Origin of the sequence: Castellaniella sp. GW247-6E4 (assembly GCF_040276065.1) — a bacterium.
Classification (GTDB): Bacteria; Pseudomonadota; Gammaproteobacteria; order Burkholderiales; family Burkholderiaceae_B; genus Castellaniella.
The window spans coordinates 40,097-64,960 of the sequence record NZ_JBELOI010000012.1 but is presented as its reverse complement, the minus strand read 5'-3'; the positions used below and the strand labels follow the sequence as shown (position 1 = coordinate 64,960).

Annotated in this window: 28 protein-coding genes; 18 read left to right on the top strand and 10 right to left on the bottom strand. The window is 66.3% G+C overall.

Translation table 11 applies throughout. The annotated features are described in order from the left end of the window. The first annotated feature begins 1 nt into the window (after nucleotide 1). From ABS761_RS14350 to ABS761_RS14335, 4 genes are all read left to right on the top strand, one after another. Nucleotides 2-886: an energy transducer TonB gene (locus tag ABS761_RS14350; RefSeq protein WP_350409017.1), complete on the top strand. Its 885-nt coding sequence runs from the start codon at nucleotides 2-4 to the stop codon at nucleotides 884-886. Further along, a complete protein-coding gene (gene mtgA, locus ABS761_RS14345; protein ID WP_350409016.1) occupies nucleotides 883-1,593 on the top strand; it encodes a monofunctional biosynthetic peptidoglycan transglycosylase in 711 nt (236 codons plus the stop codon). The genes ABS761_RS14350 and mtgA overlap by 4 nt, the downstream gene beginning before the upstream one ends. 72 nt (nucleotides 1,594-1,665) lie before the next feature. After that, complete coding sequence (lptG, locus tag ABS761_RS14340) at nucleotides 1,666-2,838, top strand: LPS export ABC transporter permease LptG (protein WP_350409015.1); 1,173 nt, start codon at nucleotides 1,666-1,668, stop codon at nucleotides 2,836-2,838. Beyond that, on the top strand, nucleotides 2,835-3,659 hold the full coding sequence (locus tag ABS761_RS14335) for a symmetrical bis(5'-nucleosyl)-tetraphosphatase (RefSeq protein ID WP_350409014.1): 825 nt from the start codon (nucleotides 2,835-2,837) through the stop codon (nucleotides 3,657-3,659). The genes lptG and ABS761_RS14335 overlap by 4 nt, the downstream gene beginning before the upstream one ends. A gap of 21 nt (nucleotides 3,660-3,680) precedes the next feature. Here the strand turns inward: ABS761_RS14335 and ABS761_RS14330 are convergent, their stop codons facing one another. From ABS761_RS14330 to ABS761_RS14315, 4 genes are all read right to left on the bottom strand, one after another. Further along, on the bottom strand, nucleotides 3,681-4,388 hold the full coding sequence (locus ABS761_RS14330) for a lysophospholipid acyltransferase family protein (protein WP_502881446.1): 708 nt from the start codon (nucleotides 4,386-4,388) through the stop codon (nucleotides 3,681-3,683). Nucleotides 4,389-4,463: 75 nt separating this feature from the next. Further along, a complete protein-coding gene (ruvX, locus tag ABS761_RS14325; RefSeq protein WP_350409012.1) occupies nucleotides 4,464-4,874 on the bottom strand; it encodes a Holliday junction resolvase RuvX in 411 nt (136 codons plus the stop codon). Continuing rightward, nucleotides 4,867-5,463, bottom strand: a complete 597-nt coding sequence (locus ABS761_RS14320) for a YqgE/AlgH family protein (protein WP_350409011.1) — start codon at nucleotides 5,461-5,463, stop codon at nucleotides 4,867-4,869. Before ABS761_RS14320 ends, ruvX begins: the two co-directional genes overlap by 8 nt. A gap of 48 nt (nucleotides 5,464-5,511) precedes the next feature. Further along, nucleotides 5,512-5,676 carry a rubredoxin gene (locus ABS761_RS14315; RefSeq protein ID WP_350409010.1) on the bottom strand — a complete coding sequence of 55 codons (165 nt, stop codon included), beginning with the start codon at nucleotides 5,674-5,676 and terminating at the stop codon, nucleotides 5,512-5,514. 124 nt (nucleotides 5,677-5,800) lie between these two features. Between ABS761_RS14315 and ABS761_RS14310 the strand changes: the two genes are divergently transcribed. The 5 genes from ABS761_RS14310 (at nucleotide 5,801) to argJ (ending at nucleotide 10,634) form a co-directional block, all read left to right on the top strand. Beyond that, nucleotides 5,801-6,619, top strand: a complete 819-nt coding sequence (locus tag ABS761_RS14310; protein ID WP_350409009.1) for a bifunctional hydroxymethylpyrimidine kinase/phosphomethylpyrimidine kinase — start codon at nucleotides 5,801-5,803, stop codon at nucleotides 6,617-6,619. After that, complete coding sequence (thiE, locus tag ABS761_RS14305) at nucleotides 6,616-7,254, top strand: thiamine phosphate synthase (RefSeq protein WP_350409008.1); 639 nt, start codon at nucleotides 6,616-6,618, stop codon at nucleotides 7,252-7,254. The genes ABS761_RS14310 and thiE overlap by 4 nt, the downstream gene beginning before the upstream one ends. 38 nt (nucleotides 7,255-7,292) lie before the next feature. Further along, nucleotides 7,293-8,570, top strand: coding sequence for a glutamate-1-semialdehyde 2,1-aminomutase (hemL, locus tag ABS761_RS14300; RefSeq protein WP_350409007.1), 1,278 nt, complete (start codon nucleotides 7,293-7,295; stop codon nucleotides 8,568-8,570). A gap of 265 nt (nucleotides 8,571-8,835) precedes the next feature. After that, the gene (locus ABS761_RS14295) at nucleotides 8,836-9,321 is read left to right on the top strand and encodes a MarR family winged helix-turn-helix transcriptional regulator (protein ID WP_350409068.1); all 486 of its coding nucleotides are present in this window, start codon (nucleotides 8,836-8,838) and stop codon (nucleotides 9,319-9,321) included. 86 nt (nucleotides 9,322-9,407) lie between these two features. Beyond that, nucleotides 9,408-10,634 (top strand): bifunctional glutamate N-acetyltransferase/amino-acid acetyltransferase ArgJ, encoded by a 1,227-nt coding sequence (gene argJ, locus ABS761_RS14290; RefSeq protein ID WP_350409067.1) that lies wholly within the window; start codon nucleotides 9,408-9,410, stop codon nucleotides 10,632-10,634. Here the strand turns inward: argJ and ABS761_RS14285 are convergent. Beyond that, nucleotides 10,612-11,574, bottom strand: coding sequence for a LysR family transcriptional regulator (locus ABS761_RS14285; protein ID WP_350409006.1), 963 nt, complete (start codon nucleotides 11,572-11,574; stop codon nucleotides 10,612-10,614). The two genes, argJ and ABS761_RS14285, sit on opposite strands and share 23 nt — an antisense overlap. A gap of 123 nt (nucleotides 11,575-11,697) precedes the next feature. On the opposite strand from ABS761_RS14285, the gene ABS761_RS14280 reads away from it, so the two are divergent. The 6 genes from ABS761_RS14280 to proB all read left to right on the top strand — a co-directional run bounded on the left by ABS761_RS14280 (nucleotide 11,698) and on the right by proB (nucleotide 16,952). After that, nucleotides 11,698-12,495: an enoyl-CoA hydratase-related protein gene (locus ABS761_RS14280; protein ID WP_350409005.1), complete on the top strand. Its 798-nt coding sequence runs from the start codon at nucleotides 11,698-11,700 to the stop codon at nucleotides 12,493-12,495. A gap of 86 nt (nucleotides 12,496-12,581) precedes the next feature. Further along, on the top strand, nucleotides 12,582-13,751 hold the full coding sequence (locus ABS761_RS14275; RefSeq protein WP_350409004.1) for an ABC transporter substrate-binding protein: 1,170 nt from the start codon (nucleotides 12,582-12,584) through the stop codon (nucleotides 13,749-13,751). Nucleotides 13,752-13,934: 183 nt separating this feature from the next. After that, entirely contained in the window at nucleotides 13,935-14,246 is a 312-nt protein-coding gene (gene rplU, locus ABS761_RS14270; protein WP_350409003.1) for a 50S ribosomal protein L21, read from the top strand. Between the two features lie 30 nt (nucleotides 14,247-14,276). Next, nucleotides 14,277-14,534: a 50S ribosomal protein L27 gene (rpmA, locus tag ABS761_RS14265; protein ID WP_350409002.1), complete on the top strand. Its 258-nt coding sequence runs from the start codon at nucleotides 14,277-14,279 to the stop codon at nucleotides 14,532-14,534. 193 nt (nucleotides 14,535-14,727) lie between these two features. After that, complete coding sequence (gene obgE / locus ABS761_RS14260) at nucleotides 14,728-15,795, top strand: GTPase ObgE (protein ID WP_350409001.1); 1,068 nt, start codon at nucleotides 14,728-14,730, stop codon at nucleotides 15,793-15,795. After that, the gene (gene proB, locus ABS761_RS14255) at nucleotides 15,792-16,952 is read left to right on the top strand and encodes a glutamate 5-kinase (protein WP_350409000.1); all 1,161 of its coding nucleotides are present in this window, start codon (nucleotides 15,792-15,794) and stop codon (nucleotides 16,950-16,952) included. The genes obgE and proB overlap by 4 nt, the downstream gene beginning before the upstream one ends. On the opposite strand, the gene ABS761_RS14250 is transcribed toward proB, so the two are convergent. Continuing rightward, the gene (locus tag ABS761_RS14250; RefSeq protein ID WP_350408999.1) at nucleotides 16,933-17,421 is read right to left on the bottom strand and encodes an Lrp/AsnC ligand binding domain-containing protein; all 489 of its coding nucleotides are present in this window, start codon (nucleotides 17,419-17,421) and stop codon (nucleotides 16,933-16,935) included. The genes proB and ABS761_RS14250 overlap by 20 nt on opposite strands. A 174-nt stretch (nucleotides 17,422-17,595) precedes the next feature. Between ABS761_RS14250 and ABS761_RS14245 the strand changes: the two genes are divergently transcribed. Next, nucleotides 17,596-18,846, top strand: a complete 1,251-nt coding sequence (locus ABS761_RS14245; RefSeq protein WP_350408998.1) for a D-amino acid dehydrogenase — start codon at nucleotides 17,596-17,598, stop codon at nucleotides 18,844-18,846. A gap of 12 nt (nucleotides 18,847-18,858) precedes the next feature. Here ABS761_RS14245 and ABS761_RS14240 read toward each other — a convergent pair whose 3' ends face one another. Then, nucleotides 18,859-19,581, bottom strand: coding sequence for a helix-turn-helix domain-containing protein (locus ABS761_RS14240; protein ID WP_350408997.1), 723 nt, complete (start codon nucleotides 19,579-19,581; stop codon nucleotides 18,859-18,861). Nucleotides 19,582-19,689: 108 nt separating this feature from the next. Between ABS761_RS14240 and ABS761_RS14235 the strand changes: the two genes are divergently transcribed. Further along, nucleotides 19,690-20,055, top strand: coding sequence for a helix-turn-helix domain-containing protein (locus ABS761_RS14235; RefSeq protein ID WP_350408996.1), 366 nt, complete (start codon nucleotides 19,690-19,692; stop codon nucleotides 20,053-20,055). 262 nt (nucleotides 20,056-20,317) lie between these two features. Further along, the gene (thiC, locus tag ABS761_RS14230; RefSeq protein WP_350408995.1) at nucleotides 20,318-22,231 is read left to right on the top strand and encodes a phosphomethylpyrimidine synthase ThiC; all 1,914 of its coding nucleotides are present in this window, start codon (nucleotides 20,318-20,320) and stop codon (nucleotides 22,229-22,231) included. A gap of 10 nt (nucleotides 22,232-22,241) precedes the next feature. Here thiC and ABS761_RS14225 read toward each other — a convergent pair whose 3' ends face one another. From ABS761_RS14225 to ABS761_RS14215, 3 genes are all read right to left on the bottom strand, one after another. After that, complete coding sequence (locus ABS761_RS14225; RefSeq protein WP_350408994.1) at nucleotides 22,242-22,898, bottom strand: YiaD family glycine zipper/OmpA-like lipoprotein; 657 nt, start codon at nucleotides 22,896-22,898, stop codon at nucleotides 22,242-22,244. 78 nt (nucleotides 22,899-22,976) lie between these two features. Further along, a complete protein-coding gene (locus ABS761_RS14220; RefSeq protein WP_350408993.1) occupies nucleotides 22,977-23,717 on the bottom strand; it encodes an amino acid ABC transporter ATP-binding protein in 741 nt (246 codons plus the stop codon). Nucleotides 23,718-23,768: 51 nt separating this feature from the next. Beyond that, entirely contained in the window at nucleotides 23,769-24,863 is a 1,095-nt protein-coding gene (locus tag ABS761_RS14215) for an amino acid ABC transporter permease (RefSeq protein WP_350408992.1), read from the bottom strand. Nucleotide 24,864 lies beyond the last annotated feature (1 nt).

Here is a 24,864-nt window from a genome sequence, read left to right as displayed (position 1 = left end):
CATGAGCACGCGCACGCTCACCCTGCAATTACTGGAAACCCCGCGCGAAGGCGGGGGCAGGCTGGCGGCGGCGCTCGCAATATCAATCTGTCTGCACGGCGCGCTCATCGCCTGGCGCTTCGCCTCGCCGCCGCCCCCGGCGCCCGTGGAGTCGACGCTCGAGATCACGCTGGTGAACGCGAGCGGCGACACCGCGCCCCCACGGCCGCAGGCGCTCGCCCAGCAATCTCTGGACGGCGGCGGGGAACAGGCCAGCGGGCTGGCCGCCACGCCCCTGCCGCGCACCACTGACCAATCGGCCGACGAGCTCGTCCTCGAGGCCATGCGGCGTCGCCAGGCCGAGCTCGAGGCCGAACAGCAGGCACTGCTCACCCGCCTGGAATCCCTCGACCTGGTGGCCGCGCCGCGCCGCAGGCCCGAGTTGCTGGGCAGCCACCAGGACCCGGGCGACGAGAACCACGATCAGGACAGTCTGGTGCTCAATGCCCGGATCGCGGCCCTCAAGGCGCGCATCGAACGCTACAACGCCCAGCCCCGCCGAATCTATGCCGCGCCCTCGACCCAGGCCGTGGACTATGCACGGTACGTGGAGGCGTGGCGCAAGCGCATCGAGCTCATCGGCACTGAACACTACCCACCTGAGGCACGCGGCAGGATTTACGGCAGCCTGCAAGTCACGGTCTACATCCGCAGCGACGGCAGCCTGGAGCGCGTCGACATTCAGCGGCCCTCGAACCAGGCGGTGCTCAACAGCGCGGCGAGGCGCATCGTCGAGCTGGCCGCGCCTTTCGAGCCCCTGCCCGCGGCGCTCGCCGCAAAAACCGACAGCCTGGTGATCACGCGAACCTGGCGCTTCACCAACGACCGGCTGGACACGGACCCATGAGCCGCCCCTTTCGGCGTCTGATCCTGGGAGCCGGCCTGGCGAGCATACTGGCGCTGCTGCTGTATCAGCTCGGACTGTTCGCCATGGTCGTCTGGTTCAACTTCCGCGATCCGGGAGCCACCCCCGTCATGCGCGAGACCTTGATGACGCTGCGATCCGAGGATCCCGAGGCGATGCTGGACTATCAATGGGTGCCCTACGAGCGCATCTCCACGAACCTGAAACGCGCGGTGATCGCCTCGGAGGATACCGGCTTCACCGAGCACGATGGCGTAGAGTGGGAGGCCATCCGCAAGGCGTGGGCATACAATCAGCGGCAGGCGGACCTGGGGCGGGACCGGCGCCGGGGTGGATCGACCATCACCCAGCAGGTCGCCAAGAACCTATTCCTATCGAACGAGCGCAGCTACCTGCGCAAAGGCCAGGAACTGGTCCTGACCTATATGATCGAGGTGGTGATGAGCAAGGCCCGCATCCTCGAGCTGTATCTCAATATCGCCCAATGGGGCCGCAACGTCTTCGGGGCCCAGGCCGCCGCCCGGCACTATTATCGCGGCGACGCCACCCGGCTCTCGAGCGCGCAAGCGGCCCAATTGGCCGCCATGCTGCCCAATCCGGCCTATTACGACGCCCACGGCGCCACCCGCTACCTGCGTGCCCGCAGCGCCACGATCCAGGCACGGATGCGCCAGGTGGACATCCCCTGAGCAGGCCGTGCCCCTGCACGGAACGCGGTACTATTGGGCGTTGCAAACGTCCATCATTCGACCCGATCCTCCATGCGCACGGCCCGCCGGTACCTCGCCCGTGAAATCTACCGATCCACCGCCGTCGTGCTGCTGGCGCTGGTGGGGCTATTCATCTTTTTCGCGCTGATCGAGGGTCTGGACAAGGTCGGCACGCGCCTGACGCTGCTGAACCTGTTCTACCTCCAGTTCCTGAATCTGCCCACACACCTCTACGAGCTGCTGCCCATCGGCCTGCTGATCGGCGCGGTCCTCGCCCTCGCCGGCCTGGCTCAGCGCAACGAGCTCACGATTCTGCGCTGCGCCGGGGTCAGCGGCATGAAGCTGCTGGGCGCGCTGTGGATCATCACCATCCCGCTGGTGCTGGGCGCCTTCGTGCTGTCCGAGTTCATCACGCCGGCGGCCGAGCTGCGCGGCAGCGAATCCCGCCTGGCACTGCTGGGGCGCGCCGACGGCGGCCGCCTCGAGAGCGGTTATTGGTTCAAGGAATTCGACGACCAGGGCGCCACCCGCGTCATCAATATCCGCCAGTTGACCGGCAAGGGCTCGGTCGAGGGCGTGGTCCTGTACGAACTGGGCAAGGGCCAGGCGCTGCGCAACATGATCGAGGCGAATTCCGGCGAATTCAGCGGCGGCGCGCTGATCCTGCGCGAGGTCACCGAAACCCACATCGATCCGCGCTCTACCGAGGCGCTGGCCGACGCGCGCGCGCGCGCCAAGCCGCTGGCGAGCGTCAGCCACCGCCAGACGCTCGCCATCCACACCTCGCTCACCCCGGAACGCCTGATCGCCCGCATCCTGACGCCCGAACGCATGTCCATCGCGGACCTCGTCGACTACATCAGCTATCTACAAAAGAACCACCTGCAGACCGACCGCCAGGTGATCGCGCTGTGGCGCAAGATCGCCTACCCCTTCACGCTGCTCGTCATGATCACCATCGCGGCGCCGATCGGCTTCATGCAGACGCGCCGCGGCGGCGTCGGCCCCAAGGTCTTCGCGGGCATCATCCTGGGGGTGGGGTTCTTCATGCTCAACCAGCTGGCCCTCAATGCCGGCATGCTGGGCGACTGGCCGCCCTGGGCGACAGCACTCGTCCCCAGCCTGCTCAGCCTGGCGCTGGCCCTGGCCGCCATCGCCGCCATGGAGCATCGCCACGCAGTGGCCGGATTCATCCAACGCCGCCATGCGGCGGGGGCGGCATGAGTCCGCCGCACTCCGAATCGGTCTGGGTCATCGGCGATGTCCAGGGCTGTGCGCAAGCGCTGCAAGCGCTGCTGGCCCAGCCCGAGCTGTCCGCGCCGGACGCTCGCTACTGGTTCGCCGGCGACCTGGTCAACCGCGGCCCCGACTCGCTGGGCGCGCTGCGTCTGATCATGTCACTGGGCGACCGCGCCCAGTCCATTCTCGGCAACCACGATCTGCACCTGCTGGCAGTGGCCGCGGGTGTGCGCCGACCAGGAAAATCCGATACCTTCCACGACATCCTCGAGGCGCCCGACGCCGATGCCCTGATCGACTGGCTGCGCCACCGGCCGCTGATGGTCCGTGCCCACGGGCATGTCATGGTCCATGCGGGCATCCTGCCGGCCTGGACCATCGATCAGGCCCAGCGCCTGGCCGGCGAAATCGAGGCCGCGTTGCGCGGCCCGGACTGGCACCAGGCCATGGCCGACCTGTACGGCGAGAACCCCCTGCAATGGGACGACGCACTGCAAGGGCCGGACCGCATGCGGGTCATCGTCAATGCCTTGACGCGCATGCGCATGTGCACCCCCGAAGGGGCCATGGACCTGCGCCACAAGGGGCCACCCGACGGCTCCCCTGGCCTGGTGCCGTGGTTCTCGCTGCGCGCCGCGCACGGGGATGCCGAGACGATCGTCTTCGGCCACTGGTCCACGTTGGGCCTGCACATCGACGACCACCGGATTTGCCTGGACACCGGCTGCGTCTGGGGCCGCGCGCTCACGGCGCTGCGCTTGCACGACCGCCATTGCGTGCAGCAATCCTGCACGCTTTGCCGCTGAGCCCGTCGAGCCGGCGGCGCGTTAGCCGCGCGGGCGCACGGCCTGGGCAATCGCCTGGTGCGCGCGACGCGCCAGTTCGGCGCGGCCGCCTTCGGCACCGGCAGCCAGCGGCGGCAGAAACTCCGCCTCGACCTCGACGCCGCGCGCGCCCAGCAGGGTCCACAGATTGCCCACGAGAGTCTGCTCGCCGACAAAGGCAAAGCGCACGGTCCGCTGGCCGTGCTGCAAAAAGCGCAAGGCGATCGGCTGTACCGGCACATCGGCCTGCGCCGCGGCCTCGAACAGGCCCGCATGGAAGGGCCGCACATCCAGCCCTTCGGTCGTGGTGCCCTCGGGAAACAAGCCCACGGCATCGCCGCGCTCGAAGCAGCCCAACATCTGCCGCCCCGCCTCGCGCACGGCGTGGCGCTGGCGGCGATCAATGAACAGGGTCCCGGCCCAGGCCACCAGCAGGCCGATCACCGGCCAGCGGCGGATGTCGCTCTTGGCAATGAAAGAAGTGGGCCGCACCGCATCGATCACGAAGATATCGAGCCACGAGACGTGGTTCGCGACCCAGAGCACCGGCCCGTCGAGAACGGGCCGCCCGTGGCGACGCATCCGCACGCCACACAGGCGCAGCAGGATGCGCGACCATCCCTGGATCAGGGCCTGCCGCCCGCGCAGCCCGAGCAGGGGAAAAGCGAGCAACTCGGCCAGCAGGCCGGCAGCGATCCAGCAGACCGTCATCAACGCACGCAGGAAAAACAGGATCGGCGCCACGGGCACTCCAGAAACCAGCCCGCTACCCGGGCACGCCGCACATCATACCTGGGCGGCGTGCGCCCGCGCATCCAGATAGCGCTGCAGGATCACGCAGGCGGCCATCGCATCGTCGTCGGCATGGGTGCCCAGGAGTTGCTGGGCCTCGAGGCTGGAGCCGCGCTCGTCGACGAGTTCGACAGTGACCCCGAAACGCCCCTGGAGCTGATTGGCGAACCGGCGGGACAAGCGCGAGGCGGGCTGCTCGCCACCATCGAGCGTCAGCGGCAGGCCGACGATCACCCGGTCGGGCCGCCATTCCTCGAGCAGGGCGCCCACTTGGGCGAAGCGCTGCGCGCGCGTGGTGGACATCAGAATACGCAACGGCCGGGCCTGGCCGGTCAGGGTATTGCCCAGGGCCACGCCGATCTTGCGCGTACCGAAATCAAAGGCCAGCAGGGTTTCCTCAGGCATGGCCGGCTTCGGAAGCCAGCATGGACGAGCGGATGCCAAGCTGGGCGAGGGCCGCGTCGTAGCGCTCCTCGGCCGGCGTATCGAACAGAATGTCGTTGTTGGCAAGCACATTGAGCCAGGCATTGCGAGCAAGCTCATCCTCGAGCTGGCCCGATCCCCAGCCCGCGTAGCCCAGGGTCACCAGAATGCGCGCCGGCCCGCAGCCCGCCGCGACGTCCTGCAGGACGTCGCGCGAGGTCGTCAGGGCCACGTCCTCGCCCAGCGCGATGCTGGAACTGTAGGCACCCTGTGGCACATGCAGCACAAAACCGCGATCGGTCTGGACCGGCCCGCCGAAAAAGACCGGCGCGTGGCTCACGGGACCGATTTCGAGGGAAAGATTGAGATCGATGCGCTGCAGCAGGTCACCGACGGTCAGGTCGGTGGGTCGGTTGATCACCAGGCCCAGGGCGCCATGCTCGGTGTGCTCGCACACATAGATGACGGTATTGGCCAACTCGCCGGCCACCCTGCCCGGCATGGCCAACAGGAATTGCCGGGACAGATCGATGCGGGGGCTGGTCTCGGGTGTTTGCGTGGAAGGTGCCATGGCTGTCCCCTTGTGCGAACCTCATGTCCAGCCTCTAGGTTATCAGATTCAGATCTCGATCAGCTCGAAATCCTCTTTGCGGGCGCCGCACTCGGGACAGACCCAATTGGGCGGCACGTCCTCCCAGCGCGTGCCTGGCGCAATCCCGTCCTCGAGAAAGCCCGCAGCCTCGTCATAAACCCACCCGCAGATCAGGCACATCCAGGTACGCATCCGATTCCCTTACACTATGACCATCGATCCCCGCCAGGGGCTAGGCCCGGCATCCGTTCGATTAGAATGGAGCCATATTACACAAGCCGGAGGCAAGGCCGCCGGCACCTCGTTACCGCCCGTCATGGCCCAAGCCGACCCATCCCTTCACGCCCCGCTACCCCTCATTGTCGGACCGTTCGACCCCAGCGGCGCCGGAAACCTCCCCGTAGACGCGGTCATCTGTGCCCAGATGGGTTCGCATGCCCTCTCGGTCGCGACCGCCATCCACGTGCAGGACTCCGCAGGCATCGAATCCATCCAGCGCCTAGGCGCCGACCTGATCGACGACCAGGCCCGATGCCTGCTCGAGGACATGGCCGTGGGCGCGATCAAGATCGGCCCCCTATACGATCCGGAGACCATCAGCATCCTGACACAGATCGCGGCCGACTATAGCAGCCTGCCGCTGGTCATGCAGCTGTGTGCGCCGCCCGAGATCAGCGACCTCGAGGACCTGGACCCCGAGGAAACCGTGGGCGCCATGCTCGAGCTGCTGGTCCCCCAAGCCCGCATCGTGGTCGTCGACCGCGGACTGCTCGAGCAATGGGGCACCCAGGGCCTGCTGTCGTCCTCGCGGGCGGACGACCCCGTCGCTGCGCTGCACGAGTTCGGCGCGCCTTACGTGGTGTGCTGCAATACGGCGCTCAGCCCCGGCCTCAACGGCCTGGCTCTGCATATCCACGACCAGCCCGGATTGCGCTGGCCCTGGCCCCTTTCCCACGTAAGGCTGGGCGATGCCGAAGGCATGCTGGCCAGCCTCATGGCGGCCCTGCTGGCCCGCGGCCTGGAGCCCGTCGATGCCATTCGCGAGGCAGTCGCCCAGGGCGCCGCCATGCTCGAGCGCAGCTTCCACCCCGGCATGGGCCAGCGCCTCCTCCTGCACGCACGCCCCCAGCCATGACGATGCGCTTTCCCCGAGGCCTCTACGGCATCACCCCCGATTGGGCCGATACCGACCGCATGCTGGCCGCCGTCGAGCAGGCGCATGCGGGCGGCATGGCGGCCGTGCAATGGCGCCGCAAGCATGGCTCGCTGAGCGAGCGCCGGACGCAGTTGCTGGCCCTGCGGCGGCTCGCCCTCGACCTGGGCCTGCTGCTGATCGTCAACGACGACTGGCGCCTGGCCGCCGACGTCGATGCCGACGGCGTACACATGGGCCGCGATGACGGCTCGATCGCACAGGCGCGGATGGCGCTGGGCTCGGAAAAAATCATTGGCTGCTCGTGCTACGACCAACCGGACCTCGCCGCCCGCCGGCTGGCCGAGGATGTGGACTACGTGGCCTTCGGCGCGGTCTATCCCTCGCAGGTCAAGCCCGGCGCCGTGCGCGCCACCCTGGACCACATCCACGCCGGCCACAGGCTCGCCCAGGACCACCATCCGCGCGCCGCGGTGGTTGCGATCGGCGGCATCACGCCCGACAACGCCGCGCCCGTCATCGAGGCGGGCGCCGACAGCATCGCCGTGATCAGCGCGCTGTTCGAGGCCGCCGACATCCGCCAGGCGGCGGCGCGCTGCGCCGCACTGTTCGCCTAGGCCCGTCCCCACTCCACCCTTTATTACGGATGCCAATCATGTCACGCAATTCGGAACTCTTCGACCGGGCCTGCCGCTCCATTCCCGGCGGCGTCAATTCACCGGTGCGAGCCTTCCGCTCCGTCGGCGGCACACCACCCTTCATCCAGCGCGCCCAGGGTCCCTACCTGTGGGATGCCGAAGGCACACGCTATATCGACTACATCGGCTCATGGGGTCCCGCGATCCTCGGCCACGCCGACCCCGAGGTCGTCCAGGCGGTGCAAGCGGCGGCCGTCGGGGGCCTGTCCTTCGGCGCGCCCACCGAGGCCGAGGTCGAAATGGCCGAGGCCATCATCGCGTGCTTTCCCTCGATAGAGCAGGTGCGCCTGGTGAGTTCGGGCACCGAGGCGACCATGTCGGCGATCCGGCTGGCGCGCGGCTACACCGGCCGCAACAAGATCGTCAAGTTCGAGGGCTGCTATCACGGCCACGCCGACAGCCTGCTGGTGAAGGCCGGCTCGGGCATGCTCACCTTTGGCAACCCCACCTCGGCCGGCGTGCCCGCCGAGTTCGTCAGTCATACCCTGGTGCTGGACTACAACCGCCTCGACGCGGTCGAGGCGGCCTTTCGCGAGTTCCCCGAGGACATCGCCTGCATCATCGTCGAGCCCATCGCCGGCAATATGAACATGGTGCGCCCGGCACCCGGCTTCCTCGAGGGCCTGCGCGAGCTGTGCACGCGCCACGGCGCGGTGCTGATCTTCGACGAGGTGATGACCGGCCTGCGCGTCGGCCCGGGCGGCATGCAGGGCCTGTGCGGGGTGAGCCCCGATATGACCACCCTGGCCAAGATCATCGGCGGCGGCATGCCGGTGGGCGCATTCGGCGGACGCGCCGACATCATGCACAAGATCGCGCCACTGGGGCCGGTCTACCAGGCCGGGACCCTTTCGGGCAATCCCGTCGCCGTGGCCGCCGGGCTCGTTACGCTGCGCCGCCTGCGCGAGCCGGGCTTCTACGACACCCTCGAGCGCCGCACCGGCAGCCTGGTCCAGGGCCTGGTCGAGCGCGCCCGTGCGCACAGCGTGGCCTTTTCCGGCGACTGGCAGGGCGGCATGTTCGGCATTTATTTCCGCGACACACCGCCCACCAGCCTGGCCGAGGTCTCCGCCAGCGACACCCAGGCATTCTCCCGGTTCTTTCACGGCATGCTCCAGGCGGGCGTGCACTTCGCGCCGTCCGCGTTCGAGGCGGGCTTCGTATCGGCGACACACGACGAGGCCGTGATCGACGCGACCCTCCAGGCGGCCGAGCGCGTGTTCGCGTCGCTATAGAGCTAGACCCACACCGCCCGCGCGGCGCCACACGCCTTGCGGGCGGCGCGCGCAGGCAACGGGTGGCGACATCGTGACGGACCTGGAATAGGGGATCTAAATAGTCCGGACTTCAAATTTATTGATGCAGGACAAAGACAGGTGTAACGGTCACCCATACACTGGTTTGGCATGCCCCCCCATTTCCGCATCGGCCGTCCCCCGGCCCGGAGGTTCCGCCATGACCGACTACTCGCAATACGCCGCCGTCCAGCATCAGGCCGTGATGCCGCAGGCCCCGGATCTCGAAACCCGCATCACTGGGCACGAACCCCAAGACACCCGCTTGTGGCTGCGGATGCTCAGTTGCTGCAACCTGATCGAAAACGAACTGCGCAGTCGCCTGCGCACCGAATTCAAGACCACCCTGCCGCGCTTCGATCTGATGTCGCAACTCACCCATGCCCCCAAGGGCCTGAAAATGAGCGAACTCTCACGCCAAATGATGGTGACCAACGGCAACATCACCGGCATTACCGACCAACTCGAAAAAGACGGTCTGGTCGAGCGCCTCAAAGACCCCACCGACCGGCGCAGCTCGCTGATCCGGCTGACCCTCAAGGGCCGGCGCTACCAGCGCAAGATGCAACGCGCCCACGAGGCCTGGATCGAGTCACTGATGGGCGGCCTGCCCCAGTCGACGCGCTCGGCCCTGTTCGACCTCCTCGCAGAGCTCAAGCTCGCCATGTACAGCCGCCTGCCGGCCCAGTGACGCCGCGGGTCGCGGACCACGGCCCACCGGACGAACCTCCAAACGGATAGAATGGGGGTTCGTTTTTTTTGACCCTGATCGACGCCATGCCCATCAATCTGCACATCCCGGCGCGCGACGCCATCCATCCCGTCCCGGGCGTTCGGATCGGCACCGCCGAGGCCGGCGTGCGCAAGGCCGGGCGGCGCGACCTGACCCTGCTGCTGCTCGCCGAGGGCGCTTCGGTCGCCGGGGTCTTTACCAAAAACCGCTTCCGCGCGGCCCCCGTCCAGGTCTGCGAGGCGCACCTGGCCGCCGCGTCCGACATCCGCGCCCTGATCATCAACACGGGGAATGCCAACGCCGGCACCGGCGCGCCCGGGCTGCGCGCTGCCCACCAGACCTGCACGGCCCTCGCCGCCCGCCTCGGACTGCGCGCCGAACAAATCCTGCCATTCTCGACCGGGGTCATACTCGAGCCGCTGCCCGTCGAGCGCATCGTCGAGGCCCTGCCGGCAGTCATCGCCGATGCCACCGACGCACACTGGTTCGAGGCGGCGCACAGCATCATGACGACCGACACCCAGCCCAAGATCCACTCGCAGCGGATCACGCTGGGCGACACCTCGATCACTATCACGGGGATCAGCAAGGGCGCCGGCATGATCCGCCCCAACATGGCCACCATGCTGGGGTTCCTGGCTACCGACGCCGGCCTGTCGCCCGCCCTCCTGCAGCCCCTGGCGCGCCGGATCGCCGACCAATCCTTCAACCGCATCACGGTCGATGGCGACACGTCGACCAACGATTCCTTCATCGTCGTGGCGACCGGCGCCAGCGGCGCCCATATTGAATCCGCCGACGATCCGCGCTACGCGCCGCTTGCCAAAGCCCTGACCGACGCCGCCCGCGACCTCGCCCAAAAGATCGTGCGCGACGCCGAGGGCGCGACCAAGTTCATGACCATCCGTGTCGAAGATGCCGCCACCACGGACGAGGCCCTGCAGGTCGCCTACGCCATCGCCCACTCGCCCCTGGTCAAGACCGCCTTCTACGCCTCGGACCCGAACCTGGGCCGGATTCTGGCGGCCATCGGCTATGCCGGCATCGAGGATCTGGACGTCGGCCGCATCCGCCTCTGGCTAGGTGATGTGAGGGTGGCCTGCGACGGCGGCAGGGACCCCGACTACCGCGAGGAGGATGGTCAGCGCATCATGCGCGAGGCGGAAATCCTGGTGCGCGTATCCCTTGGGCGCGGCCAGGTCGCGGACACCGTCTACACCTGCGACTTCTCGCACGAATACGTCAGCATCAACGCGGACTACCGGTCCTGACACGCGCCGATCCCGAAGCGCCGGCCGCCCCGTGCTGGCGCTGAAAGATCTCCGCGCACAGCCTGCGCAGCCAGGCGTTGCCCGGATCATGGTGATAGCGGGTGTGCCAGTGCAGCTTGACGTCGAACGAGGGAATCGGCACCGGGCAGTCGAACAGCCTCAGGCCCTCGGCGCGCGCCATTTCCTCGCCGATGTCGCGCGGCAGGGTCGCAATCAAGCCGGTGCGTGCCACGATCGACCCCAAGCCCAGGAACCCCGGCACCTGCAGCGGAATGCGACGCCGGATTCCCGCACGTTCCAGCAGACTGTCGAGCGAAAAAAAATGACCGGTCGGCGCCGCCAGGCCCACATGGGGCAACTCACGATAATCCTCGAGGCTCAGCACGCCGCTCGCGCATGGACGATCCGGTCCCGCCAGGCACACCCAATCCTGCGAGTACAAGACCTGCTGATAGAAGCCCGGCTCGAGCTCGGGCACGAAGCCGAAAGCCAGGTCCGCCCGCCCCAAGCGCAGCATCTCGGCCGTCGAGTCGTCGATGTGCACGGCCTCCAGCCGTATCCGGGGCGCCAGCAACGCCATCTGTGAAAACAGGCGCGGCAGGATCACGACATGGCTGGCATCGGTCATGCAGATCCTGAACGTCCGCTCCGCGGTGCCGGGCGCAAACTCGACCGGCGCATCGCTCAGTCGGCGCAGGACGTCGAGGGCCTCGCGACAGGTGACGATCAACTCGTCGGCGCGGGGCGTGGGCAGCATCCCCTCGGGCGTGCGCACGAACAAGGGGTCGTTGAACAAGGCGCGCAACCGGGCCAGGCCAATGCTCACGGTCGGCTGACTCTGCCCCAGAAGGTCGGCGCAGCGTGTCACGCTGTTTGTCGTGTAGAGCAGGTCGAACAGGCGCAGCAGCTTGAAATCGATCGGGGCGGCGGGCGGATTCATGGACGCATCATTGAAAAACTAAATGAATCGGATTGTTTTCATTATATGGACAATATAGGAGCCCACACCCTATCTTGTATCCAAGCCCCGCAGACCAGCGGACACCAGCCCTAGACAACGAGCATGACAGCTATGAATCCCAAGAATTTCCAGCATTGCCGATACGAGGTCGACGGTCCGGTCGTGACCATCACCATCAACCGCCCCGAGGTGCTGAACGCACTGCACCCGCAAGGCCACCAGGAAATGTCCGACGCCTTCGACTGCTTCGCCGCGGATGACTCGCTGCGCGTGGCCATCGTCACCGGCAGCGGAGACCGGGCTTTCTGCGTCGGCACCGACCTGAAGTTCCTCGCCGAGACAGGCCTGGCGAACAAGCCGAAAACCGGCTTTGCCGGCATGACCCACCGCTTCGACCTTTGGAAGCCGGTGATCGGCGCCGTCAACGGCCTGTGCCTGGGCGGTGGCGTGGAAATGCTGGGCGGCTGCGACCTGGCGGTGGCGTCCGAGCATGCGCGCTTTGGCCTGCCCGAGACCCGCGTGGGCCTGGCGGCCTCGGGCGGCGGCACACTGCAACGCCTGCCACGGCAAATTGCCATGAAGCACGCCATGGCCCTGGTGCTGACCGGCCAGCCCATCTCGGCCCAGGAGGCCGCGCGGATTGGACTGATCAACGAAGTGGTGCCTGCGGATCAAGTGCTGGCGCGGGCCCGTGAGCTGGCCGAGGAGATCCTCGCCTGCGCCCCGCTCGCGGTCATGGCCTCCAAGCAGGTCATGCTGCAAAGCCTGGCGCAGGCCGACCTGTCCGCCGTCATGCACGAGAACTACCCCATCCTGCAGCAGATGCTGGCGAGCCAGGATGCCATCGAAGGCCCCAAGGCCTTCGCCGAAAAACGCAAACCGAATTGGACGGGCTCCTAAGCCTCCGGCCCAGCCGTCCGACATCCAGAAAGCCGCCCGCACAGGCGGCGTCAATCCCCCACCCGATGTACATGGAGACAAATTACATGCGCAAGCCAATTGCATTGACCAAACGCCTCGCCATTGCCACGGCGATCGGCCTCACGGCCGCCAGTTTCGGTTTTTCCGCACACGCCGCCGAAACGGTGAAAGTGGCGCAAATCGTCGAACTCACCGGCAACGGCGCGACGGTCGGCACCAACTTCAAGAACGGCGCCGACCTCGCCATCAAGGAAATCAACGCGGCCGGCGGCATCCTGGGTCGCCAGATCGTCACGACCTCGGCCGACACCCAGACCAACCCGGGCATCTCCAAGGCCCTGGCCCAGAAGGCCATCGATGACGACGCCTTCGCCGTCCTCGGCCCCGTGTACTCGGGCGCCATCATGGTCAGCATGCACACCACCGAAGCCGCCAAGGTGCCCAACATCATCGGCGGCGAGGCCGCCGCCATCACGCAGCAAGGCAACCCCTACGTCTTTCGCACCAGCCTGACCCAATCCGACGCCATGCCCAAGGTCGCGCGCTACCTGGACGGCCGCAAGGACGTGAACAACCTCGCCGTCATTTTCGTGAACAACGACTTTGGCAAGGGCGGGCGCGACGCCATCATCGAGGCACTCAAGAGCACCCACGTCAAGGTCGCGGCGGACATTTCCACCGCCGTGGGCCAGGTGGACTTCAGCTCGGCCGTGCTCAAGGCCAAGCAAAGCAACGCCGATGCGATCTTTGCCTACCTCCACGAAGAGGAATCGGCACGCCTGCTGCGCGAACTGAAGAAGCAGGGCTGGGACAAGCCGATCATCGGCGAAACGACCCTGGTCAACCAAAAGGTGATCGAGCTGGCAGGTGAGGCCGCTAACGGCGTGGTCGCCCACGTCGGGCTGACCGCAGACGCGCCCTCGCCCGAAATGCAGCGCTACGCAAAGGCCTTCCACGATGCCTACGGCTACACCTCCGACCACAATGCCCTCAAGGGCTACACCGGTGTCTACATGCTCAAGGCGGGCATCGAAAAGGCCGGCAAGTTCGACCGTGAACTGGTTGCCAAGACCCTGCATGGCATCCACATTTCGGTCAAGGACTACCCGGGCATGCTGATGGACGTCACCGTGGATGACAAGGGCGATCTGGACCGCGAGAGCTTCCTGGTGCAAGTGGTAGACGGCCAACAGAAGGTCGTCGGGACCCTGCCGCCGCTGTCCGCGGGCAAGTAAGGGGCACCACGCGCGGCGCGACGCATGAGCGCGCCGCGCTTGGGCCCAGCCGGCTCGCGAGCCGCAGCCACTTGATTTCCAAACACATTCCTGCTTAAAATACAAGGCTTGGCCCGATGCGTGCCTCGCATCAGGCTATTTTTGGTATTCCCGTTTCGGGAACATTTTCACAGGAAATCCCCCATGTACGCGGTCATAAAAACCGGCGGCAAGCAATATCGCGTTTGCGCCGGCCAAAAACTCAAGATCGAACAGATACCGGCTGACATTGGGCAAGAAATCTCGCTCGACCAGGTGTTATCGGTCGGCGAAGGCGACACGCTGAAAATCGGCACGCCCTTCGTCGATGGTGCCGCCGTGCGCGCGACCGTTCTTGCGCAAGGTCGTCACGACAAGATCAAGATCTTCAAAATGCGCCGGCGCAAGCACTATCAAAAACACCAAGGCCATCGCCAAAACTACACCGAGATCCGCATCGAGGCCGTCTCGGCCTGATCACGGACCCACGGCACACAGGAGCTACTCATGGCACACAAAAAAGGCGGCGGCTCGACTCGCAACGGCCGCGACTCTGAATCGAAACGCCTCGGCGTCAAGGTCTACGGCGGCCAACGCATTTCCGCCGGCGGCATCATCGTCCGCCAGCGCGGCACGCAATTCCACCCGGGCGTGAACGTCGGCGTCGGCAAGGATCACACGCTGTTCTCGCTGGTCGATGGCACGGTCCAGTTCGCCATCAAGGGCGCTCTGAACAAGCGCACCGTATCGGTAACCGCCGCGTAACGCACCCGGCGCGGGGCGGCCTCTCGCGGGTCGATTCCATTGCCGGCGAGCCCAGGCCGCCAGCGGGCGGCGGACCGGCCCGGTCCGGGCCACGCATGCAAGCCCTGCCCTCCCGGCGGGGCTTTCCTCTTTTGTTTGGTTTAGAATAGGCGGCACCCTCTACCGCGGTATCGCGGTGCCCGAGTTCCTCATCATGAAATTCGTAGACGAAGCCACCATCGAAGTCATTGCGGGCAAGGGCGGCAATGGCGTCGCGAGCTTTCGCCGTGAAAAATTCATCCCCAAAGGCGGGCCCGACGGCGGTGATGGCGGCCGAGGCGGCAGCATTCACGCTGTGGCGGACCGCAATATCAACACCCTGATCGACTACCGCTATGCGCGGCTGCACCGCGCCCGCAACGGCGAAAACGGCCGGGGATCCGACCAGTACGGCGCGGGGGCTCCCGACATCATCCTGCGCATGCCGGTCGGCACCACGATATTCGACGCCGACACGGACGAGTTGCTCTTTGACCTCGACCACGACGGCCAGCGCGCCACGGTGGCCGCAGGCGGCGGCGGCGGCCTGGGCAACCTGCATTTCAAATCGAGCACCAACCGCGCGCCCCGCCAATGCACGCCCGGCCAGGAAGGTGAGCAACGGCGCCTGCGCCTCGAGCTCAAGGTCCTGGCCGATGTCGGCCTGCTGGGCATGCCCAACGCCGGTAAATCCACGCTCATCAGCAAGGTGTCGAACGCACGGCCCAAGATCGCCGACTACCCCTTCACCACCCTGCATCCGAACCTGGGCGTGGTGCGCAGCTCGGCCGAGCACAGTTTCGTCATTGCCGACATCCCCGGCCTCATCGAAGGGGCTTCCGAGGGCGCGGGCCTGGGCCATTTGTTCCTGCGCCACCTCAGCCGCACCCGCGTACTGTTGCACATCCTGGACGTGCACTCGCCCGACCCCGAGGTCGACGCCTGCGCGCAGGTGGTCGAGGACGCGCGGGCCATCCTGCGGGAGCTCGAGCGCTACAGTCCGGAACTGCACGCCAAGCCGCGCTGGCTGGTCCTGAACAAGATCGACATGGTCGAGGACCCGGCCGCCACCCAGGCCCGCATCATCGAGGATCTCGCCTGGACGGGGCCCGTGTTCGCGATTTCCGCCCTCACCGGCGAGGGGACGCAAGGCTTGATGCGGGCCCTGCAGGCCTGGCTTGACGAACACCGTCCGACCCAGCCCGACCCCGATCCGCGCTTCGACGACCCGGCGAACCCATGACCCCCGCATCCAGCTCTTCCGTCGCGCGCGACGCGCGCAAGCTTGTCCTCAAGGTCGGATCCTCGCTCGTCACCAACGAGGGGCGCGGCATCGACCTGGAGGCCGTCGCCCAATGGGCCGAACAAATCGCCGGCCTGCACGCCCAGGGCCGGCAGGTGGCGCTGGTGTCCAGCGGCGCAATTGCCGAGGGCATGGCGCGCCTGGGCTGGCCCCGCCGCCCCACCGCCATGTACGAGCTGCAGGCCGCCGCGGCCGTGGGCCAGATGGGCCTGGTGCAGGCCTATGAGGCCGCCTTCGCCCGCCACGGCATCCGCACCGCGCAGATCCTGCTGACGCACGAGGACCTCGCCGACCGGCGCCGCTACCTGAATGCGCGCAGCACGCTCTACACCCTCCTGGCCCTGGGCGTGGTGCCCATCGTCAACGAGAACGACACGGTGGTGACCGACGAGATCCGCGTCGGCGACAACGACACCTTGGGGGCATTGGTCACCAACCTGATCGAGGCGGACGTCCTGGTCATCCTGACCGACCAGCCCGGCCTCTACAGCGCCGATCCGCGCAAACACCCCGACGCCACGTTCATCCATTACGGACAGGCCGGCGATCCCGCCCTCGAGGCGATGGCGGGCGGATCGGGCAGCGCCATCGGCACCGGCGGCATGCTGACCAAGGTATTGGCGGCGCGGCGCGCCGCCAATAGCGGAGGCCACACCATCATCGCCTCGGGCCGCGTGCCCGGGGTCCTGCGGCGCCTGGCCATGGGCGAGGCCATCGGCACCGAACTGCGGGCCGTGCTGCCGGTGCGCTCCGCGCGCCAGCGCTGGCTGGCCAATCACCTGCGCCTGAGAGGGCGCGTGACGCTCGACGCCGGCGCGGTGCGCGCCCTGACCCAGGGTCACAAAAGTCTGCTGCCGATCGGCGTGATCAAGGTCGAGGGGGATTTCGAGCGCGGCGACGTGGTGGCCTGCGTGGACGAGCACGGCGTGGAATGCGGCCGCGGCCTGATCAACTATTCCTCCGCCGACACGGCACGCATCCTGCGCCAGCCCAGCTCGCGCATCCTGGACATCCTCGGGCATATGTCCGACCAGGAGCTCATGCATCGGGACAATATGGTGTTCATACGACGCCAGCCTACTGCTGCGCCGGAATGAACTGCGTTTCCTTGACCTCCTCCATCACGACGCAACTCTTGGTCTGAGTGACGCCCGGCAGGCGCAGCAGAATATCGCCCAGCAGATTGCGATACTGGCTGATTTCCTTGATGCGCGCCTTGACCATGTAGTCAAAATCGCCCGAGACCAAGTGGCACTCGAGGACTTGCGGCACGCACAGCACCTCGCGCCGAAACTCCTCGAACGTGCGCTCGGATTTGCTGGACATCGAGATCTCGACGAATACCAGCAGGCCGGCCTCGAGGGCCGAAGGATTGACCCGCGCATGGTAGCCTGTGATGATGCCATCACGCTCGAGGCGGCGTACACGCTCGATGCACGGGGTCACAGTCAGGCCAACCGTGTCGGCCAGCTCGGTCATCGACATCCGGCCGTTTTGCTGCAGCAAATCCAGGATACGCCGATCCAGCTTATCCAATGTATATACAGCATCTCGTTGTATGCGCACGATCGAGCCTCCTGCCAGGCGCCGGCTGTCCAGCGGGCCAGCAATTTATGCTGCCCACTCCGGCCGGCGCCGATCCCTAATATTTATTTTTCATAAAAAAACGAATTTTTCATGAAAAATCACCCACGAATTTCCAATAACATCATAAAAAATTAACATTTTGAGGAATCATACATGAAGGTTCTGGTTCTTGGGGCAGGCGTCGTGGGTGTCACGAGCGCCTATTACCTCGCCCGTCAGGGCCACGAGGTCACAGTCCTTGACCGCGAATCCGCATCGGCGCTGGAAACCAGTTTCGGCAACGCCGGCCAGATCTCATTCGGTTACTCCTCGCCCTGGGCCGCGCCCGGGGTCCCGCTGAAGGCGATCAAGTGGATGTTTTCGCAACATCCCCCCCTGACCATTCGCCCCGACGGCAGCCTGTTCCAATTGCAATGGATGTTCCAGATGTGGCGCAACTGCACGGCGGACCGCTACGCCACCAACAAAGAACGTATGCTGCGCCTGTCGAGCTACAGCCGCGAATGCCTGCACCAGCTCCAGGACGACACCGGCATCCAGTTCGAAGGGCGGCGGCAGGGCACTTTGCAGGTCTTTCGCACCCACCAGCAGATGGAGGACGCGAACCGCGACGTCAAGGCGCTCAGCGAGGCGGGCATCGAATACCAACTACTGGACGCCTCCGAGCTGCCCTCCATCGAGCCGGCTCTCGAACACGTACGCCACAAACTTGTCGGCGGCCTGCGCACACCGGGGGACGAAACCGGCGACTGCCAGTTGTTCACGACCCATCTGACCGAGTTGGCACGCGGGCTCGGCGTCGAGTTCCGCTACGGTGAAACCATTCAGTCCCTGTACGCCGCGGGGGGCCGGGTGAACGGCGTCCAATGCGCGAGCGGACTGCTCACGGCTGACGCCTACGTCATGGCGCTGGGCGCGTATTCGCCAACCTTGCTGCGGGGCATCGAATCCTTGCCCGTCTATCCGATGAAGGGCTATTCGATCACGGTGGGGATCTCAGACCCCGACCGCGCCCCGGTCTCGACCCTGCTCGACGAAACGTACAAGATCGCCTTGACCCGCTTTGATCAGCGCATCCGAGTCGGCGGCATGGCCGAGGTCGTCGGCTATGACACATCGCTGGATCCGCGGCGCGAACGCACGCTCGAGATGGTTCTCAACGACCTGTTCCCCGGCAGCTACACGCCGGGCGACGTCTCGTTCTGGACCGGGTTGCGGCCGAAAACGCCCGACAGCACGCCCATCGTGGGACGCAGCTCGCTGTCCAACCTGTACCTGAACACCGGCCACGGCACCCTGGGCTGGACCATGGCCTGCGGCAGCGGCAGCCTGATCGCCGACATCGTCTCGGGCAGGCCTACCGCCATCCGCAGCGACGATCTGTCGGTCAGCCGCTACCGCTAGCGCCGAGCGGCCCTACGGGCTCACCGGCCCATCCGGCTCGGGGCCGAAGACATACCCATGGCCGCGTACCGCGCGCACTGGAATGTCCAGGCCCGCACGCCGACCCTTGGCGCGCATGCGATTGATCACGACAGCCAGCCGAGGCCGACCGGCGCCGGACCGGCGGCCGGGCGTGTCCTCGAGGGCACTGTTCAGCTCGGCACGGCGGACTGGCACCCCCGGGGTGCCAAACAAGGCCGCCATCACGGCGCGCTCGCCGGCGGTCAAGCCCACGCGACCACCACAGGGCCCCTCGAGGGTCCAGGCGTACCCGCGCAGGATCCAGCCGCGATGGACCCGCGGATCGGTGCCAGATGCGACGCCCAGATGCCTGCGCCACAAGGCGAGCAGGACGGCAGCCACCAGATTCGCGGACTCGTCAGGGCGGCAGATCCAATCCACGCCCACCTCCAGCAAGGCCAGGCGCTCGTCCTCAGATGCCGTTCGCGCCAGGGCCACCAGACAGGCGCCGGGTAATCGCGCACGCAACCATCCGACCGCCGCATGCGCTTGCGGACCGAGCCCCATCAGCAGCACAGGCGTAAAGACGCCCTCGACTCTCTGACTGGCCTGGGCGGCCACCTCCTCGGGCGACAGCAGGACGCGAATGTCGAAACCGCTGGCGCGCAGCGCCTCGATCCGGCCGCACGCGTCGGTCACGCTACCCCAGGCCAGCACCTTGGGATCGAACAGCATCGAACCCCCTCCACGATGCACCGGGCATCCCGTCGCCCAGCGATAATTATCCGTTTTGTAATATGTTACAGCACCAATGTGGTTGACATTCCGCGTCCAATCACAAGTGTGGATACCTTCGCCCAGCGCCTACTGTTCGCTCGCCAAATGCGCGGCCTCTCGCAGGCCGCGTTGGCGCGCGCCAGCGGGGTTTCTCAGAGCGCGATCGCGAGCTACGAGAACGGCACCCGCAAATCCACGCAAAAAATCTTTCGGCTGGCCCAGGCCCTGCAGGTCGATCCCGTCTGGCTCGGCATGGGGACCGGCCCCATCGAGCCCGCGCCGCCGGGCCACCCCCTGCGCGACGCCGGGGGCGCATGGCCGTTTCCGGGCATTCCGCCCGAGGCGTACTGGTCGCTGTCCGGCGCCGAGCGCTCGGCCATCGAGGACACCGTCAGCGCCATGATGCGCGCATTCCGGCCGCCACGCGCCTAGTGTCCCGTTTGGCCGGCACGCACTGGACCGGGCGGGGCCGCGGCGCAAGGACCAGGCCGCGACTGTCTGAAACCGCTTATACTCGCAAGCACGCAGGGGTACTCGCCGGATGTCCGGCGTGTTGAGAAAAACCCTTCGTACCAGTACGGATAATGCCGATGCTGGGAGCGTGCGCGGCACCTACCCTCTCCTCCGGGTCCGCGACCCATTTCTCCCCGACTCGGCTCCACCGTCCGATCCTTTTCGAACCTGGAGCTACCCCTTGAACACAAACCCTCAATTCCTGGCCCAACAGGCCCACGTCGATCGCGCCGCCATCGAGCCCCTGCCGCAATCCCGCAAAATCTACGAAACCGGTACGCGGCCCGACATCCGCGTACCCTTTCGCGAGATCCTCCAGGCCGACACCCCCACGCTCTTCGGTGGGGAAAAGAACCCGCCGCTGACCGTCTATGACACCAGCGGCCCCTACACCGATCCGCAGGCGGATATCGACATCCGCCAGGGCCTGCCTGCGCCACGCGAACCCTGGATCCTCGAGCGCGCCGACACCGAGTCTCTGCCCGGCCTCTCCAGCCGCTACGGCCGCGAACGCCTGACCGACCCTGAACTGGCCGCCCTGCGCTTTTCCGCCACGCGTGCGCCACGACGCGCCCGCGCCGGCGCCAACGTCACCCAGATGCACTACGCCCGGCGCGGCATCGTGACCCCCGAAATGGAATTCGTCGCCATCCGCGAGAACCTGCGCCGCGAACACGTCATCGAGAGCCTGCGCGCCAGCGGCGCCGAAGGCGAACGCCTGGCGCGGCGGCTGACCCGCCAGCACCCGGGCCAGTCCTTCGGCGCCGCCATCCCCGAATGCATCACGCCGGAATTCGTGCGCGACGAGGTTGCCCGGGGCCGCGCCATCATCCCCGCCAACATCAACCACCCGGAAGTCGAACCCATGGCCATCGGCCGCAACTTCCTGGTCAAGGTCAACGCCAACATCGGCAACTCAGCCATCCGCTCGAATATCGGCGAGGAGGTCGAGAAGATGACCTGGGCGATCCGCTGGGGCGGCGACACCGTCATGGACCTGTCCACCGGCAAGCACATCCACGAGACCCGCGAGTGGATCATCCGCAATTCGCCGGTGCCCATCGGCACCGTTCCCATCTACCAGGCGCTGGAAAAGGTGGGCGGCATCGCCGAGGACCTGAGCTGGGAGGTGTTCCGGGACACCCTCGTCGAGCAGGCCGAACAGGGCGTCGACTATTTCACCATCCACGCCGGCGTGCGCCTGCCCTTCGTGCCCATGACCGCCAACCGCATGACGGGCATCGTCTCGCGCGGCGGCTCGATCATGGCCAAGTGGTGTCTGGCCCACCACCGCGAGAGCTTCCTCTATGAGCGCTTCGAGGACATCTGCGAGATCATGAAGGCCTACGACGTGAGCTTTTCGCTGGGCGACGGCCTGCGGCCGGGCTCGGGGTACGACGCCAACGACGAGGCCCAGTTCGCCGAGCTGCGCACCCTGGGCGAGTTGACGCAGGTCGCGTGGAAGCACGATGTACAGGTCATGATCGAGGGCCCGGGACATGTGCCCATGCACCTGATCAAGGAAAACATGGACCTGCAGCTCGAGCATTGCCACGAGGCCCCGTTCTATACCTTGGGCCCGCTGACCACCGACATCGCCCCCGGCTACGACCACATCACCTCGGGCATCGGGGCCGCCCTGATCGGCTGGTACGGCACCGCCATGCTGTGCTATGTCACACCAAAGGAGCACCTCGGCCTGCCCAACAAAAAGGATGTCAAGGACGGCATCATCACCTACAAGATCGCCGCCCACGCCGCCGACCTGGCCAAAGGCCACCCCGGCGCCGCCATCCGCGACAACGCGCTGTCCAAGGCGCGCTTCGAGTTCCGCTGGGAGGACCAGTTCAACCTCGGCCTGGACCCGGATACCGCGCGCGCGTTCCACGACGAGACCCTGCCCAAGGACTCGATGAAAGTCGCGCACTTTTGCTCGATGTGCGGCCCCAAGTTCTGCAGCATGAAGATCTCGCAGGACGTGCGCGACTATGCCAAGGCAAACGGCCTGGATGACACCGCCGCCCTCGCGCAGGGCATGGCGGCGAAATCGGCGGAGTTCATCGCACAGGGCTCGAAACTCTACCAGAAGACCTGAGGAGGGCCCCCTACTGCTTCACGGCATACAGGAACAGCTCGACGCGACGATTCAGCGCCCGGCCTTCGACCGTGCCGTTGTCCCCGACGGGATTGGCCGCGCCACGCCCCTCGGTTGTCAACCGGCCGGCCGCCACACCCTGGTTCGCCAGGTGCTGGGTCACCGCGGCGGCACGCCGCTGCGACAGCGGCAGGTTTACGGCATCCGACCCGGTGCTGTCCGTGTAGCCGATCGCCTTGGCCCGCAGCTCGGGATGCTGGGTCAGCGCCCGTGCCACGCTGTCGAGCACGGGCAGCAATTCGGGTTTGAGGATCGCCTTGCCTGTGTCGAAAGATACATTGCTGGGGATATTGACCTTGAGTGTGCCGTCGGGCATCTCGATCACGGCCACGCCGAGGTTCGAGGCGCCGGACTGCTCGACATCCTGCTTGATGCCCTTCCAGTTGTAGCCCACCACGCCGCCCACGACCGAGCCGATGCCCGCGCCAATCAAGGCCGCTTTGCTGGAATCGCCGATCAGGACGCCCAGGCCGGCCCCGAGCGCTGCGCCTGCGCCGGCGCCCATGGCAGTGTTCTGACCCTGCGGACTCACGTTGGCACACGCCGTCAGCAAGGCCAGGCTGCCGACGGCGGCCATCCGGCCAATCATGGGGACACGAGTGTTCATGGCGCTTCTCCTTGTTGCGGAATTGAACGCCACTAGCCTAGCAAGAACGAGGGAATATGGTGTAAGCCGATGTGTCCATCAATGCAGGATCTGACTGAGAAACAGCTTGGTGCGCTCGTTCTGGGGATTGTCGAAAAACGCGTCGGGCGCGTTTTGCTCGATGATCTCGCCGTGGTCCATGAAGATCACGCGGTTGGCGACCTTGCGCGCAAAGCCCATCTCGTGCGTCACGCACAGCATGGTCATGCCGGTCTCCTCGGCCAGCTCGACCATGACGTCCAGCACCTCTTTCACCATTTCAGGATCCAGGGCGGAAGTCGGCTCGTCGAACAGCATGATCTTGGGATTCATGCATAGCGAGCGGGCGATGGCCACGCGCTGCTGCTGGCCACCCGAGAGCTGGCCCGGATACTTGTCGGCCTGCTCGGGGATGCGCACCCGCTCGAGGTATTTCATGGCGGTCGCCTCGGCCTCGGCCTTGGGGCGCTTGAGCACCCACACCGGGCCAAGCGTCAGGTTTTCCAGGACCGTCATGTGTGGGAACAGGTTGAAATGCTGGAACACCATGCCCACGTCGCGGCGAATGGCCTCGATCTGCTTGAGATCGTTGGTCAGCTCGGTGCCATCGACGATGATCTGGCCCTCTTGGTGTTCTTCGAGGCGGTTGATGCAGCGGATCATGGTCGATTTTCCGGACCCCGATGGCCCGCAGATCACGATCCGCTCGCTGGGCGAGACATCCAGGTTCAGGTCGCGCAGGACATGGAACTGCCCGTACCACTTGTTGACGTTCTTGAGGCGGATGATGGGTTCAGACATGGTCCGCGGGCTCCTGTTGCCGACGGGACCCAACCCGCCGGCGCAATGACATTAACGCTGCTGCCCCTGGTCGAGCTGGCGCTCGAGCGACAGGCTGTAACGAGAGATCGAAAAGCAAAAGATGAAGTAGATGACCGAGATGAACAGATAGGATTCCGTGCTGAAGCCGCGCCACACCGCGTCCGAGACGGCGGCCTTGGCGGCCTGGGTCAAGTCGAAGATCCCGATGATCACCACCAGCGAGGTGTCCTTGAACAAGGAAATGAAGATCCCCACCAGGGGTGGAATGACGATCTTCAGGGCCTGCGGCAGAATGATCTTGCGCATCTGCTGCCAATAGCTCAGGCCCAGGGATTCCGCGCCCTCGTACTGCCCCTTGGGAATCGCCTGCAGGCCGCCGCGCACGGTCTCGGCCACATAGGCGGCCGCAAACAGGATGATCGCGATCTGCGCGCGCAGCAGCTTGTCGATCGAGAATCCCTCGGGCAGGAATAGCGGCAGCATCACCGAGGACATGAACAGCAGGCTGACCAGGGGCACGCCGCGGATCAACTCGATGTAGACCACGCAGACGGCCTTCGCGCCGGGCATGTCCGAGCGCCGTCCCAGGGCCAGCAGCAGGCCGAAGGGGAACGCGAAGGCGATCCCGAAGGTCGAGAGAATCAGCGTCAGCGGCAGGCCGCCCCAGCGGCTGTTCTCGACGTAGCTCAGGCCAAAGATGCCGCCCCACATCAGGATGCCCACAGCGACCAAGCCCGCCACCCACAGCAGGCCGAGGAACGGCTTCCAGAACCAGCGAATGCAGCTGCAGATGATGACCGCGACCAGGATGGCCGAAGCGAGCAGGGGACGCCATTGCTCGTCGAACGGATAGATGCCGAACAGGATGAGGCGATGCTTTTCGCGGATGAAGGCCCAGCAATAGCCGCCGGTCTCGCGACACTGGGCCGCCGTGGTCGCAGCGAAATCCGGCTTGACCAGCAGATAGTCGATCAGCGCCGGGACCGCCATCAGCAGCAGCCACAGGGCGAGAATCGTCAGGATCGCATTGAGCGGCGAGGAAAACAGGCGCGCCCGCAACCAGCCGACAAGGCCGGTATCGATGCGCGGCGGCGGACGTCCCGTGCCTGGAAGTGCGCTGTCCATC

Excerpts from the sequence above, each read along its gene's own strand:
- ABS761_RS14280 (WP_350409005.1), top strand. The coding sequence starts at position 11,698 with ATGACAGCTATGAATCCCAAGAATTTCCAGCATTGCCGATACGAGGTC.
- ABS761_RS14320 (WP_350409011.1), bottom strand. The coding sequence starts at position 5,463 with ATGGCACCTTCCACGCAAACACCCGAGACCAGCCCCCGCATCGATCTG.
- ABS761_RS14330 (WP_502881446.1), bottom strand. The coding sequence starts at position 4,388 with ATGACGGTCTGCTGGATCGCTGCCGGCCTGCTGGCCGAGTTGCTCGCT.
- ABS761_RS14335 (WP_350409014.1), top strand. The coding sequence starts at position 2,835 with ATGAGTCCGCCGCACTCCGAATCGGTCTGGGTCATCGGCGATGTCCAG.
- ABS761_RS14220 (WP_350408993.1), bottom strand. The coding sequence starts at position 23,717 with ATGTCTGAACCCATCATCCGCCTCAAGAACGTCAACAAGTGGTACGGG.
- ABS761_RS14310 (WP_350409009.1), top strand. The coding sequence starts at position 5,801 with ATGGCCCAAGCCGACCCATCCCTTCACGCCCCGCTACCCCTCATTGTC.
- ABS761_RS14275 (WP_350409004.1), top strand. The coding sequence starts at position 12,582 with ATGCGCAAGCCAATTGCATTGACCAAACGCCTCGCCATTGCCACGGCG.
- ABS761_RS14225 (WP_350408994.1), bottom strand. The coding sequence starts at position 22,898 with ATGAACACTCGTGTCCCCATGATTGGCCGGATGGCCGCCGTCGGCAGC.
- ruvX (WP_350409012.1), bottom strand. The coding sequence starts at position 4,874 with ATGCCTGAGGAAACCCTGCTGGCCTTTGATTTCGGTACGCGCAAGATC.
- ABS761_RS14285 (WP_350409006.1), bottom strand. The coding sequence starts at position 11,574 with ATGAATCCGCCCGCCGCCCCGATCGATTTCAAGCTGCTGCGCCTGTTC.
- ABS761_RS14245 (WP_350408998.1), top strand. The coding sequence starts at position 17,596 with ATGAAGGTTCTGGTTCTTGGGGCAGGCGTCGTGGGTGTCACGAGCGCC.
- ABS761_RS14315 (WP_350409010.1), bottom strand. The coding sequence starts at position 5,676 with ATGCGTACCTGGATGTGCCTGATCTGCGGGTGGGTTTATGACGAGGCT.
- obgE (WP_350409001.1), top strand. The coding sequence starts at position 14,728 with ATGAAATTCGTAGACGAAGCCACCATCGAAGTCATTGCGGGCAAGGGC.
- ABS761_RS14350 (WP_350409017.1), top strand. The coding sequence starts at position 2 with ATGAGCACGCGCACGCTCACCCTGCAATTACTGGAAACCCCGCGCGAA.
- rplU (WP_350409003.1), top strand. The coding sequence starts at position 13,935 with ATGTACGCGGTCATAAAAACCGGCGGCAAGCAATATCGCGTTTGCGCC.
- ABS761_RS14295 (WP_350409068.1), top strand. The coding sequence starts at position 8,836 with ATGCCGCAGGCCCCGGATCTCGAAACCCGCATCACTGGGCACGAACCC.
- rpmA (WP_350409002.1), top strand. The coding sequence starts at position 14,277 with ATGGCACACAAAAAAGGCGGCGGCTCGACTCGCAACGGCCGCGACTCT.
- ABS761_RS14215 (WP_350408992.1), bottom strand. The coding sequence starts at position 24,863 with ATGGACAGCGCACTTCCAGGCACGGGACGTCCGCCGCCGCGCATCGAT.
- lptG (WP_350409015.1), top strand. The coding sequence starts at position 1,666 with ATGCGCACGGCCCGCCGGTACCTCGCCCGTGAAATCTACCGATCCACC.
- argJ (WP_350409067.1), top strand. The coding sequence starts at position 9,408 with ATGCCCATCAATCTGCACATCCCGGCGCGCGACGCCATCCATCCCGTC.
- hemL (WP_350409007.1), top strand. The coding sequence starts at position 7,293 with ATGTCACGCAATTCGGAACTCTTCGACCGGGCCTGCCGCTCCATTCCC.
- proB (WP_350409000.1), top strand. The coding sequence starts at position 15,792 with ATGACCCCCGCATCCAGCTCTTCCGTCGCGCGCGACGCGCGCAAGCTT.
- thiE (WP_350409008.1), top strand. The coding sequence starts at position 6,616 with ATGACGATGCGCTTTCCCCGAGGCCTCTACGGCATCACCCCCGATTGG.
- ABS761_RS14240 (WP_350408997.1), bottom strand. The coding sequence starts at position 19,581 with ATGCTGTTCGATCCCAAGGTGCTGGCCTGGGGTAGCGTGACCGACGCG.
- mtgA (WP_350409016.1), top strand. The coding sequence starts at position 883 with ATGAGCCGCCCCTTTCGGCGTCTGATCCTGGGAGCCGGCCTGGCGAGC.